The following is a 12397-nucleotide window of genomic DNA, read 5'->3' on the forward strand; positions in this document are numbered from 1 at the left end:
GATCACCCGCCCTTGGGGCGGCCCGGCGGGCGGGTCTTCCGCTGGGCCCAGAACGCCTGCTGCATCGCCACCGTCTCGGCGGCGATCTCGGGCACCGGGCCGATCAGGTCCACCGGCTTCTGGCAGTGGTCGAACACGTAGCGCGAGGGCAGGCTCATCGTCGGGTTTTCTTCGTGGCTGCCGGTGGCCTCCAGCAGCTGTTCCTCGGTCATGCCGAAGACGATGCGGCCGATGTTGGCCCAGTAGGCCGTGCCCGCGCACATGCAGCAGGGCTCCACCGCGGTGTACAGCGTGCAGCCCCACAGGAACTCGGGCGTGAAGTTGGTGGCCGCCACGCGGGCCAGCGTGCTCTCGGCGTGGTTGACCGTGTCGATGTTGCACTGCTCCAGCAGCACGGTTTCCTGGTCCGGGCCCACCAGCACCGCGCCGAACGGGTGATGGCCCAGGGCCACCGCCCGCTGCGCCACTTCGTTGGAGCGGCGCAGGTGCTTGAGGATCTGCGCCTGCGTGGGCCGCAGTCCTTGAGGCGGAAGGCCCTGGGGCGGAAGCGGGGTACTGCGCACGCCGCGTCAGCCGGCCGAGGCGGCCACCACCAGCGCGGGCTTGCCGCCGAAGCGCTTGCGGATGGACTGCTCGATGCCGGCCGCGTCCAGGCCGATCATCGCCATCAGCTTGGCCGGGTCGCCATGCTCGATGAAGTCGTCGGGCAGGCCCAGCGACAGCACCGGATTGGACAGGCCCGCAGCCTGTAGCGCTTCCATCACCGCGGAGCCGGCGCCGCCCATCACGCAGCCGTCTTCCACGGTGACGATGGCATCGTGCGTGCGGGCCAGTTCGGCCACCAGCGCGGTGTCCAGCGGCTTGGCGAAGCGCATGTTGGCCACGGTGGCGTCCAGCTTCTCGGCGGCCGCCAGGGCCGGGTAGAGCAGCGTGCCGAAGGCCAGGATCGCGATGCGCTGGCCGGTGCGGCGAACCTCGCCCTTGCCCCATTCGAAGTCGGGCAGGCCGGCGTCCGTCGCCACGCCGGCACCGGTGCCGCGCGGGTAGCGCACGGCCACCGGGTGGTCGCGGCGGAAGGCCGTGGTGAGTGCCTTGCGGCATTCGTTCTCGTCGGCCGGCGTCAGCACCGCCATGTTCGGGATGCAGCGCAGGAAGGCGATGTCGTAGGCGCCCGCATGGGTGGCACCGTCGGCGCCCACCAGGCCGGCGCGGTCGAGCGCGAACACCACCGGCAGGTTCTGGATCGCGACGTCGTGGATCAGCTGGTCGTAGGCCCGCTGCAGGAAGGTGGAATAGATCGCCACCACCGGCTTCAGCCCCTCGCAGGCCAGGCCGGCCGCAAAGGTCACCGCATGCTGCTCGGCGATGCCCACGTCATGGCAGCGCTGCGGGAAGCGCTTCTGGAACTCCACCATGCCCGAGCCCTCGAGCATGGCCGGCGTGATGGCCACCAGCCGCTGGTCGGCCGCGGCCATGTCGCACAGCCACTGGCCGAAGATGTGCATGAACGACGGCTTGGCCGGCGCGCCCGGCTTGGGCAGGCCCTTGGCGGGATCGAACTTGCCGGGGCCGTGGTACAGGATCGGGTCGGCCTCGGCCAGCTTGTAGCCATAGCCCTTCTTGGTCACCACGTGCAGGAACTGCGGGCCCTTCTTGTCGCGCAGGTTCTCCAGCGTGGGGATCAGCGCGTCCAGGTCGTGGCCGTCGATCGGGCCGACGTAGGTGAAGCCGAATTCCTCGAAGATGGTGCCGGGCACCACCATGCCCTTGGCATGTTCCTCGAAGCGACGGGCCAGCTCGAACAGGCTGGGCGCGTTCTTCAGCACGCTCTTGGCGCCTTCGCGCGCGGCGCTGTAGAACTTGCCGCTCATCAGCCGCGCCAGGTACTTGTTGAGCGCGCCCACCGGCGGGCTGATCGACATGTCGTTGTCGTTCAGCACCACCAGCATGTCGGCCAGCATGCCGGCATGGGCCACGCCCGCGTTGTTCAGCGCCTCGAAGGCCATGCCGGCGGTCATCGCGCCGTCGCCGATCACCGCCACCGCCTTGCGGTCTTCGCCCTTGAGCTTGGCGGCCATGGCCATGCCCAGCGCGGCCGAGATGGAGGTGGACGAGTGCGCGGTGCCGAAGTTGTCGTACTCGCTCTCGTCGCGCCGCGGAAAGCCGCTGATGCCGCCCAGCTGCCGCAGCGTGCTCATGCGGTCGCGCCGGCCGGTGAGGATCTTGTGCGGGTAGGTCTGGTGGCCCACGTCCCACACCAGCCGGTCGTTCGGCGTGTTGAAGACGTAGTGCAGCGCGATGGTGAGCTCCACGGTGCCGAGGTTGCTCGACAGGTGGCCGCCGGTGCTGCTCACGTTCTGCAGCACGCACTCGCGCAGTTCTCGGGCCAGCGTGTGCAGGCTGGTGCGGGGCAACCGGCGCAGGTCGGCCGGGCTTTCGATGGTTTGGAGCAGCGTAGTGGTCATCGCATGGTGGGGCGGCCTGGCGTCAGCTGTGGCGCTCGACGACCTTGTCGGCCAGGATCGCAAGGCGCAGCGCATCGGCCAGGCCGCTGCGCTTCAGGGCCGCATGGGCCTGGTCGCGCAGTTCGTCGGCATGGCGGCGTGCGGCATCCAGGCCGAGCACGGACACATAGGTGGGCTTGTTGTGGTGCAGGTCCTTGCCGGCGGTCTTGCCCAGCGTCTCGGATTCCTGCGTCACGTCGAGGATGTCATCGACCACCTGGAAGGCCAGGCCGATGGCGGAGCCGTAATCGGACAGCGCGGCCCAGGCCTCGGGCGTGATGCGGCCGCAGGCGGCGCCCATCAGCACGCTGGCCTGCAGCAGGGCGCCGGTCTTGCGGCGGTGCATGTCGCGCAGGGCGGCCTCGTCCAGCGGCTTGCCGATGCTGGCCAGGTCGATGGCCTGGCCGCCGGCCATGCCGGCATGGCCGGCGGCACGCGCCAGCAGCGAGCACAGCCGCGCCTGCAGCGCGGGCTCCACGCCGGCATCGGGCGTGAGCACCTCGAAGGCCAGCGCCTGCATCGCGTCGCCGGCCAGCATGGCCTGCGCCTCGCCGAACTGCACGTGCACCGTGGGCTTGCCGCGGCGCAGCACGTCGTTGTCCATGCAGGGCATGTCGTCGTGCACCAGCGAATAGGCGTGGATCAGCTCCACCGCGCAGGCCGCGCGCATCGCCGCCTCCCGGTTTCCGCCCACCGCCTCGCAGGCGGCCAGCACCAGCAGCGGACGCAGGCGCTTGCCGCCGTCCAGCACGCCGTAGCGCATCGCCAGGCCCACGCCGGCCGGCGCATCCGCCGGCACCCAGGCGTCCAGCGCCGCTTCGACCGCTTCCAGTTCGGCGCGTGTCCAGACGTCGAAATCGTCCACCTTCATCGTGTCTCCCACGCTGTGCATGCCGGAGCCGCCGTCAGGCGTTGGTCCAGGGCTTGAGCTGGCCGTCTTCCAGCACCTTGACCTGCTCCTCGACCGCCTGCAGCCGCGAACGGCACAGGCTCAGCAGGTCGGCACCACGCTTGTAGCTTTCGAGCAGGCGGTCCAGCGGCAACTGGCCGCTTTCCATCGTCTGCACCAATTGTTCGAGCTCGGCCAGCGCGTCCTCGTAGCGAAGCGCTGGCAGCTCGGCGTCGGCCGCCTCGGGCTTCGCATTCATTCGACTGGCCATCTCGTCTTGTGAAAAGTCAGGGCAGCGATTGTAGTCAGCCCAGCACCCCCCATCTGGGTTCGACTCCCATCCTTGACGGATTGACGCCGCTTGTTTCGCCCCGTTGCCCCCGCGCGCCCACGGTCGACCCCCCTGGGTACAATCCCGCGCTCTTCAAACCCGCCCTCAGTCTGGCGGGGGTTGACATTGGTTTTTGGAGATCCTGGGGATCATGTCCGACCTGAGCATCAAGCTTGCCGCGCTCGAACGCAACCGCACCCAGCTGTCGGTTGACACCTACTTCAACGAGGACCGGTTCCGCAGGGAACAGGAACTCATCTTCCAGCATGGACCCCGGTACCTCGGGCACACGCTGGCCGTGCCCGAGGTGGGGGACTACTACGCGCTGCCCCAGGAAGGCGAAGGCCGGGCCTTGGTGCACACCCGCGACGGCATCGAGCTGGTCTCCAACGTCTGCCGCCACCGGCAGGCGGTGATGCTGCGTGGCCGCGGCCACACCCGCAGCCACATCGTGTGCCCGCTGCACCGCTGGACCTACGACCTGCACGGGCAGCTGGTGGGCGCGCCGCACTTCCCGCAGGACCCCTGCCTGCACCTGAACAACTACCGCCTGCGCGAGTGGAACGGCATGTTGTTCGAGGACAACGGCCGGGACATCGCCACCGACCTGGGCCAGCTGGGCCCGCGGGCGGCGCTGGACTTCAGCGGCTACGTGCTCGACAAGGTGCACCTGCACGAGTGCGACTACAACTGGAAGACCTTCATCGAGGTCTACCTGGAGGACTACCACGTCGGCCCGTTCCATCCTGGTCTGGGCAGCTTCGTCACCTGCGACGACCTGCGCTGGGAGTTCGGCCGCCACCACTCGGTGCAGACGGTGGGCGTGCACAAGGCGCTGGAAAAGCCGGGCTCGGCCATCTACCGCCGCTGGCACGACGCCGTGCGCAACTTCAACGGCGGGCAGACGCCGCCGCATGGCGCCATCTGGCTCACGTACTACCCGAACATCATGGTCGAGTGGTATCCGCATGTGCTGGTGGTGAGCACGCTGTACCCCAAGGGTCCGCAGAAGACCACCAACGTGGTGGAGTTCTACTACCCCGAGGAAATCGTTGCCTTCGAGCGCGAGTTCGTCGAAGCCCAGCAGGCCGCCTACATGGAGACCTGCGTGGAGGATGACGAGATCGCGCTGCGCATGGACGCCGGCCGCAAGGCGCTGTTCGAGCGCGGCGACGACGAGTACGGCCCTTACCAGAGCCCGATGGAAGACGGCATGAAGCACTTCCACGAGTGGTACCGCGCCTCGATGCAGATGCTCAGGTAGCAAGCGCTTGCCACAATGGGGCGGATGATGTCCGCCCCGTTGTTGATGGTTGCCGCCGCGTTCCTGTTCGCCTCCATGGGCGTGTGCGTGAAGCTCGCTTCCGCGTACTACCCCGCCGGCGAGATCGTCTTCTACCGGGGCCTGATCGGTGCCCTCTTCATCGCCGGCGTGGCCCGCGCGCGCGGCGGCACCCTGCGCACGCCGGTGCCGATGATGCACCTGTGGCGCAGCGTGGTGGGCGTGGCCTCGCTGGTGCTGTGGTTCTATGCGCTGGGCAACCTTCCGCTGGCCACCGCCATGACGCTGAACTACATGTCATCCATCTGGATGGCGATGTTCCTCATCGGCGGTGCGGTGCTGGTCAGCTTCAACCAGGGCAACGGCAGTGCCGGCCACGGCATCGACGGCCGGCTGGTCGTCACCATCGTGCTGGGCTTCCTGGGCGTGGCGCTGGTGCTGCGGCCCACGATGGACAGCCACCAGCTCTGGTACGGCGTGGCGGGGCTGCTGTCGGGCATGCTGGCCGCGATGGCCTACCTGCAGGTCACCGCCCTGGGCCGCATCGGCGAGCCGGAATACCGCGTGGTCTTCTACTTCTCGCTGGGCAGCTGCACCGTGGGCCTGGGCACCATGGTGGTCAACGGCGTGCACGGCCATACCTGGCAGGGCGCGGCGCTGCTGCTGGCCACCGGCCTGCTGGCCACCAGCGCGCAGATGATGATGACCCGCGCCTACTCGATCGGCCATGCGCTGACCAACGCCAGCCTGCAATACCTGGGCATCGCCTTCGCCTTCGGCTATGGCGTGCTGCTGTTCGACGACCCCGTGACCTGGATGGCGCTTGCAGGCATGCTGCTGATCGTGGGCGCCGGCCTCGGCGCCACGCTGCTGCGGGCGCGCCAGGCGCCCGCCGTGTCCAACAACTCGGTCGAAACATGAACCTGCCCCGCCCGCTGATCTCCGCGCCCGCGCTGCGCGAACTGCTGTCCTCCGGCCAACCCGTCGTGCTGCTGGATTGCGGCTTCGACCTCACCGACGCCAGCGCCGGCGAGCGGGCGCATGCCGCCGGCCACCTGCCCGGCGCGCTGTATGCCCACCTGGACCGCGACCTGTCCGGCGACAAGTCGGCCGGCCCGGCGCAAGGCGGCCGCCATCCGCTGCCCACGCGGGAGGCGCTGGCCGCCACCGTCGGCCGCTGGGGCATCCGCCCCGGCGTGCCGGTGGTGGCCTACGACGCGCAAGGCGGCCCCTATGCCGCCCGCGCCTGGTGGCTGCTGCGCTGGCTGGGCCATGCGGAAGTGGCGGTGCTGGACGGCGGTCCGGCCGCCTGGCAGGCCGCCGGCGGCAGCCTGACCGATGCCCCCTCGCAGGCCCAGGCGCAGCCGCCCTACCCCGCCAGCGCCCAGCCGGCCCTGCCCACCATCGACGCGCCGACGCTGCTGCGCGGGCTGGGCCAGGTGCGGCTGTTCGACGCCCGCGCGGCCGAGCGCTTCCGTGGAGAGGTGGAACCGCTGGATGCCAAGGCCGGCCACATCCCCGGCGCGCGCAACCGCTTCTTCAAGGACAACCTGGGCGCGGACGGCCGCTTCAAGCCGGCCGAGGTGCTGCGCGCCGAATGGCAGGCGCTGCTAGGCGGCGCCGCGACGCAGCAGGTGGTGCAGCAGTGCGGCTCCGGCGTCACCGCCTGCCACAACCTGCTGGCCCTGGCGCATGCCGGCCTGGGCGATGCCACGCTGTACCCCGGCTCCTGGAGCGAATGGTCGGCCGACGCCGCGCGGCCGGTGGCCACGGGTTCGTGATCCAGGTCAAAAGGGCTGGTGCCGATTGGCGGAACAGTCGGACTGCGGCACGCTTGCGTGTGCCACAGGACCTCTCACCAAGGAGTACGCGATGTTCAAGCACATCCTGGTTCCGACCGATGGTTCCGACATCACCGCCAAGGCGGTGGACACGGCGATCGACCTGGCCCGCACGCTGGGCGCGCGGCTCACCACCGTCAGCGTGAAGGAGCCGTTCCCGTACAGCGCCATCTCCGAGATGCAACCGGTGCCACCGCAGGAGTTCTTCGATGCGCAGGAGCGCATCGCCGCCGGCCGCGTGAAGGCGGTGGTGGACCGGGCCACGGCGGCCGGCCTGGCCTGCACCGGCAGCACGGTGGAGGCGCTGCACCCCTGGGAAGCCATCCTCGACGTGGCCGCCAAGGAAGGCGCCGACCTGGTGGTGATGGCCTCGCACGGCCGGCGCGGCATGGCCGCCCTGCTGCTGGGCAGCGAGACGCAGCGGGTGCTGATCCACACCAAGCTGCCGGTGCTGATCGTCAAGTGAGCGCGGCGCGGGCGGCCGGCCGCCCGCGCTTCAGTGCTGGTGCAGGGCCGTCATGGCCGCCAGCACGATGCCCAGGCCGGCCGCCAGCCAGCCCACCTGCAGCAGCGTGTCGCGCAGGGACAGGCGGCGCTGCATCTGCGGGATCAGGTCGGCCACCGCCACGTAGATGAAGCTGCTGGCGGCCACCACCAGCAGGTACGGGAACAGCGCTTCCCACGGCCCCACGACGAAGTAGCCCACCACGCCGCCCACCACCGCGGCGCCGCCCGACAGCGCGTTGTAGACCAGGGCCCGCGTGCGCGACAGCCCGGCGTTCAGCAGCACGATGTAGTCCCCCACCTCCTGCGGGATCTCGTGCGCGATGATGGCCAGCGCCGTCACCGCGCCCAGCTTCGCGTCGGTCAGGAAGGCGGCGGCGATGATCACGCCGTCGCAGAAGTTGTGGATGCTGTCGCCCAGCAGCACGCTCCAGCCGCCGCTGCCCGCCTGCTCGGCATCGAAGTGGTGGTGATGGTGGTGGCCATCGCCTTCATGGTGATGGGTGTGGCGGTACAGCTCCACCTTCTCCAGCAGGAAGAAGAACAGCAGCCCGCCCAGCAGCGTGGCGAACAGCGCATGCGCATCGGCATCGCCCTCGAAGGCCTCGGGCAGCATGTTCAGCAGCGCGGTGGACAGCAGCACGCCGGCCGACAGGCTCACCAGGCTCTTGACCACCCGGCCGAGCAGATGCACCGTGAGACTGGCTGCGATCGCCACCGACAGCAGGCCGCCGGCCAGCGTGGCCAGGACGATGTACAGCAGGGTCATGGAAGGCGGTGCGGGGCGGGCGCTTGAAGGGGAGCGGCATTCTAGGAGCGCGCACGCCACCACCCGGCGATGCGTTTGCGCCACGGGCCGGCCGCGGGCAGCGGCCACAATGCCCGCATGGACTCACAGCGCACCCTGACCTCGGGCCCTCTTGCCGCCATCGACATGGGCTCGAACAGCTTCCGGCTGGAGATCGGCCAGATGCAGCACGGCCGCTATCGCCGCATCGACTACCTGAAGGAAACCGTGCGCCTGGGCGCCGGCCTCGACGAGGATGGCCTGCTCACCGAGCCCGCCGCGCAGCGCGGCCTGGCCTGCCTGGAGCGCTTCGCCCGTCGGCTGGAAGGCTTCAGCGTGGCGCAGGTGCGCGCGGTGGCCACGCAGACGCTGCGCGAGGCCCGCAACCGCGATGCCTTCCTCGCGCGTGCGCAGCAGGCGCTGGGCAAGCCCATCGAGGTGATCTCCGGCCGCGAGGAAGCCCGCCTGATCTATTCCGGCGTGGCCCACCTGCAGCCGGGCGATGCGCCGCGGCTGGTGATCGACATCGGCGGCCGCTCCACCGAGATGATCCTGGGCACCGGCCGCCTGGCCACCACGGCCGAATCCTTCCGCGTGGGCAGCGTCAGCCTGTCGATGCGGCATTTTCCGGACGGCCGGCTGACCGAGGCCGGCTTCCGCGCCGCGCAGATCGCCGCCGGCGCCGAGTTCGAGGAAGCGCTGGAAGCCTTTGCACCGCGCCGCTGGACCGACGCGCTGGGCTCCTCCGGCACCGCGGGCGCGGTGTCGCAGCTGCTGGCGGCCAGCCGCATCACCGACGGCAGCATCACGCCCAAGGGACTGCGCTGGCTGATCCAGAAGTGCATCGCCGCCGGCCACATCGACAAGCTGGACCTGCCCGGCCTGAAGGAAGACCGTCGCGCGGTGATCGCCGGCGGGCTGGCCATCCTGTACACGCTGGCCGCGCACTTCCGCATCGAGAGCCTGCAGCCTGCCCGCGGCGCGCTGCGCCAGGGCGTCATCATCGACCTGTACGACCGGGTGCATGCCCCGCGCGAGAGCCTGGGCGGCGACGTGCGCGACGGCTCGGTGCGCGAGCTGCAGCAGCGCTTCCATGTCGACGTGGCGCAGGCCCAGCGGGTGCGCGTGGTGGCCCTGGCCTTGTATAGACAACTGGCGCCGCAGGCCGAGCCGGAGGCGGTGCGCGAGCTGGGATGGGCCTGCGACCTGCACGAGGTGGGCATGATGGTCTCCCACCACGACCACCACCGCCACAGCTGCTACCTGCTGAGCCATGTGGATGCGCCGGGCTTCTCGCAGAACCAGCAGCGGCGCCTGGCCGACCTGGTGCTGGGCCAGCGTGGCGGGCTGCGCAAGATCGAGGCGGCGCTGGGCAACGAAGGCTTTGCCTGGCAGGTGATCGCGCTGCGGCTGGCGGCCATCGAATGCCATGCCCGCGGCGCCTTCCCGGGTCATGCAATCGACGTGCAGCGCCAGGGCAACGGTGCCACCGTGCTGCTGCCGGAGGACTGGGCCCGCGGCAATCCGCGCACGCTGTACCTGCTGCAGGAAGAAGCCGCCGCCTGGCAGCGCAACGGCGCGATGGAGCTGCGGGTGGCGGCGGGCTGAAGCGGCCTACAGGTGCTCGGGCCCGCGCACGCAGGCCAGCACGACCTCGGGCGTGCCGTTGCGATCGCGCAGGCGCAGCCACCACACGCCGGCCTTCTTGATGCTCCAGGGCTGCACCGTGCCGCCGGTCAACAGGTAGGAAGCCGTCAGCCCCAGGGTGGGCTGGTGGCCCACCACCAGCACCGGATGGCGTGAGTCGGGCCAGCGGGCCTCGGCCAGCAGCGATTCCACCGTGCCATCGGGCGCCAGGCCCGGCGCCGTCTTGAACTTGCGCTCCAGCGCCTGCGCCGTCTGCTGCGTGCGCCGGGCCGGGCTGGCCAGGATGCGGGTGCTGTCGGGCAGCACCTGGTTGAGCCAGCTGGCCACGCGCGCCGCCTGCCGTTCGCCCTTGGGCGTCAGGCTGCGGGCCATGTCGTCGTCCAGCTCGCGCATCTCCAGCGCATCGGCATGGCGCCACAGGATCAGGTCCATCGTCGCCTTTCCTCAACCGCCGAAGCGGCCCATCAGCGCCTGCTGGGCGCTCACCCCGGGTCCGCCATCGGCGGCGGCCACCGGCTCGTAGTGCCCGTCGGAGCGCAGCAGCCAGGCTTCGCGGGTGTCGTGCAGGTAGGGCACCAGGCATTCGTCGATCACACGCTGGCGCAGCGCGCGGTCGTGGATGGGCCAGGCCACCTCGATGCGGCGGAACATGTTGCGGCTCATCCAGTCGGCGCTGCTGAGGTACAGCGCCTCGTGGTCGTCGTCGTCGCCCCAGCGGAAGTACAGCACCCGGGTGTGCTCCAGGAAGCGGCCGACGATGGAGCGCACGCGGATGCGCTCGGTGAAGCCCTCCACCCCCGGGCGCAGCATGCAGGCGCCCCGTACCACCAGGTCGATGTGCGCGCCGGCCTGCGCCGCGGCGACCAGGCCGGCGATGAGCTGTGGGTCGGTGAGCGCATTGCACTTGACCACCACCCGCGCCGGCCGGCCTTCGCGTGCCGCATCGGCCACCTGGTGCAGGTGCTTGAGCATGCGGCCGTGCAGCACGAAGGGCGCGGTCAGCAGGTGGCGCGGCGGCTTCATCGCGGTGAGGCTGGCCAGCTGATGGAACACCGCGTCGGCATCGGCCGTCAGGTGCTCGTCGGCGGTGAGGTAGCCGATGTCGGTGTACAGCCGCGCGGTGCGTGGGTTGTAGTTGCCGGTGGACAGGTGGCCGTAGCGGCGCAGGCGCACGCCTTCGCGCCGCGTCACCAGCAGCAGCTTGGCATGGGTCTTCAGGCCGACGATGCCGTACACCACCTGCGCGCCCACGGCTTCCAGCCGCTCGGCCCAGTTGATGTTGGCCTCCTCGTCGAAGCGCGCCTTCAGCTCCACCACCACCATCACTTCCTTGCCGCGGCGGGTGGCCTCGATCAGCAGGTCCATCAGCACGCTCTGGCTGCCGGTGCGGTAGATAGTCTGCTTGATGGCCAGCACGTCGGGGTCGTTCACCGCTTCGCGCAGGAACTGCACCACCGGCTCGAAGCTCTCGAACGGATGGTGCAGCAGCACGTCGCCCTGGCGCAGCCGCGCGAAGATGGACTGCGAGCGCGGCAGCCGGTGCACCGGCCAGGCTGGCTCATGGTGCGCAAAGCGCAGGCGGTCGGCCGCGGCCTGGTCGATCAGCTGGTTCAGCCGCACCAGGTTCACCGGCCCGTTGACGCGGTACAGCGCCGCGGCCGGCAGCGCGAACTGCTGCAGCAGGAAGGCCGACAGCTCCTCGGGGCAGCTCTTGACCACCTCCAGCCGCACCGCCTGGCCGAAGTGCCGGGTGGTCAGGCCCGAGCGCAGCGCCTGCCGCAGGTTGGTGACGTCGTCCTCGTCCACCTCCAGGTCGGAATCGCGGGTGACGCGAAACTGCGAGAAGGTCTCCACCTCGCGTCCGGCGAACAGGTCGCCCAGGTGCGCGCGGATCACGCTGGACAGCAGCACGAAGCCCTGCTCGCCCTTGTTGCACACGGTGGCCGGCAGCTTGATGACCCGGGGCAGCACCCGCGGCACCTTGACGATGGCGATGCTGCTGGCGCGCCCGAAGGCATCGCGCCCGCTCAGGCGGACGATGAAGTTCAGGCTCTTGTTGGCCACCAGCGGGAACGGGTGCGCCGGATCCAGCCCCACCGGCACCAGCAGCGGCATCACCTGCCGCTCGAAGAAGCGGGCCACCCACTGGCGCTGCGCCGGGTTGCGCTCGGCATGGTTGAGCACCACGATGCCTTCTTCGGCCAGCGCCGGCATCACCTGCTCGTTGAACAGGGCGTACTGCTCGTCGATCAGCGTGTGCGCATCGGCCGACAGCGCCTGCAGGTCGGCATCGGCCGCCGAGCCCATGGCGGCCGCGGCCTCCAGGTAGTCGGCATACCGCACCTCGAAGAACTCGTCGAGGTTGGACGAGACGATGGTGATGTAGCGCAGCCGCTCCAGCAGCGGCACGTCGGGCCGGCTGGCCTGGGCCAGCACGCGGCGGTTGAACTCCAGGATCGCCTGTTCGCGGTTCAGCGGCGCCAGGGTGACCGGCGCGGCCCCAGGCGGCAATGGCAAGGCAGCGGCCGGCGCCACCTCGGCGGCGTTCGGATACGGCTGATCTGAGACATCCGGCATGAAGCCAGTTTATGAACCTTGTGCGAAAGAAATGT

The 12397-nt window shown here is 70.1% G+C and carries 12 protein-coding genes; 5 read left to right on the forward strand and 7 right to left on the reverse strand.

Going from position 1 to position 12397, the window contains the following annotated elements:
- Positions 1–2 precede the first annotated feature (2 nt).
- From LRS14_RS09410 to xseB, 4 genes are read right to left on the reverse strand one after another with little or no spacing between them, the layout of a single operon-like run.
- Positions 3–563 carry a nucleoside deaminase gene (locus tag LRS14_RS09410; RefSeq protein ID WP_257799371.1) on the reverse strand — a complete coding sequence of 187 codons (561 nt, stop codon included), beginning with the start codon at positions 561–563 and terminating at the stop codon, positions 3–5.
- A gap of 6 nt (positions 564–569) precedes the next feature.
- Complete coding sequence (gene dxs, locus LRS14_RS09415; protein ID WP_046111597.1) at positions 570–2465, reverse strand: 1-deoxy-D-xylulose-5-phosphate synthase; 1896 nt, start codon at positions 2463–2465, stop codon at positions 570–572.
- A gap of 22 nt (positions 2466–2487) precedes the next feature.
- On the reverse strand, positions 2488–3375 hold the full coding sequence (locus tag LRS14_RS09420) for a polyprenyl synthetase family protein (RefSeq protein ID WP_046111596.1): 888 nt from the start codon (positions 3373–3375) through the stop codon (positions 2488–2490).
- Positions 3376–3409: 34 nt separating this feature from the next.
- Positions 3410–3652: an exodeoxyribonuclease VII small subunit gene (xseB, locus tag LRS14_RS09425; RefSeq protein WP_046111595.1), complete on the reverse strand. Its 243-nt coding sequence runs from the start codon at positions 3650–3652 to the stop codon at positions 3410–3412.
- Between the two features lie 223 nt (positions 3653–3875).
- On the opposite strand from xseB, the gene LRS14_RS09430 reads away from it, so the two are divergent.
- The 4 genes from LRS14_RS09430 to LRS14_RS09445 all read left to right on the forward strand — a co-directional run bounded on the left by LRS14_RS09430 (position 3876) and on the right by LRS14_RS09445 (position 7313).
- Entirely contained in the window at positions 3876–4988 is a 1113-nt protein-coding gene (locus LRS14_RS09430) for an aromatic ring-hydroxylating dioxygenase subunit alpha (RefSeq protein WP_046111843.1), read from the forward strand.
- Positions 4989–5015: 27 nt separating this feature from the next.
- Positions 5016–5927 carry a DMT family transporter gene (locus LRS14_RS09435; protein ID WP_257799372.1) on the forward strand — a complete coding sequence of 304 codons (912 nt, stop codon included), beginning with the start codon at positions 5016–5018 and terminating at the stop codon, positions 5925–5927.
- Entirely contained in the window at positions 5924–6787 is an 864-nt protein-coding gene (locus LRS14_RS09440; RefSeq protein WP_257799373.1) for a sulfurtransferase, read from the forward strand. The genes LRS14_RS09435 and LRS14_RS09440 overlap by 4 nt, the downstream gene beginning before the upstream one ends.
- 91 nt (positions 6788–6878) lie before the next feature.
- On the forward strand, positions 6879–7313 hold the full coding sequence (locus LRS14_RS09445; protein WP_046111593.1) for a universal stress protein: 435 nt from the start codon (positions 6879–6881) through the stop codon (positions 7311–7313).
- 30 nt (positions 7314–7343) lie between these two features.
- Here LRS14_RS09445 and LRS14_RS09450 read toward each other — a convergent pair whose 3' ends face one another.
- Positions 7344–8120: a ZIP family metal transporter gene (locus tag LRS14_RS09450; protein WP_046111592.1), complete on the reverse strand. Its 777-nt coding sequence runs from the start codon at positions 8118–8120 to the stop codon at positions 7344–7346.
- 117 nt (positions 8121–8237) lie between these two features.
- Here LRS14_RS09450 and ppx point away from each other — a divergent pair, with 117 nt between their 5' ends.
- Positions 8238–9746 (forward strand): exopolyphosphatase, encoded by a 1509-nt coding sequence (gene ppx / locus LRS14_RS09455; protein ID WP_257799374.1) that lies wholly within the window; start codon positions 8238–8240, stop codon positions 9744–9746.
- 6 nt (positions 9747–9752) lie between these two features.
- Here the strand turns inward: ppx and sixA are convergent, their stop codons facing one another.
- Complete coding sequence (sixA, locus tag LRS14_RS09460) at positions 9753–10217, reverse strand: phosphohistidine phosphatase SixA (protein WP_046111591.1); 465 nt, start codon at positions 10215–10217, stop codon at positions 9753–9755.
- A 12-nt stretch (positions 10218–10229) separates the two neighbouring features.
- Positions 10230–12362 carry a polyphosphate kinase 1 gene (gene ppk1 / locus LRS14_RS09465; protein WP_257799375.1) on the reverse strand — a complete coding sequence of 711 codons (2133 nt, stop codon included), beginning with the start codon at positions 12360–12362 and terminating at the stop codon, positions 10230–10232.
- Between the last annotated feature and the right edge of the window lie 35 nt (positions 12363–12397).

The organism is Aquincola sp. J276 (assembly GCF_024700035.1).
Lineage (GTDB): Bacteria > Pseudomonadota > Gammaproteobacteria > Burkholderiales > Burkholderiaceae_C > Aquincola > Aquincola tertiaricarbonis.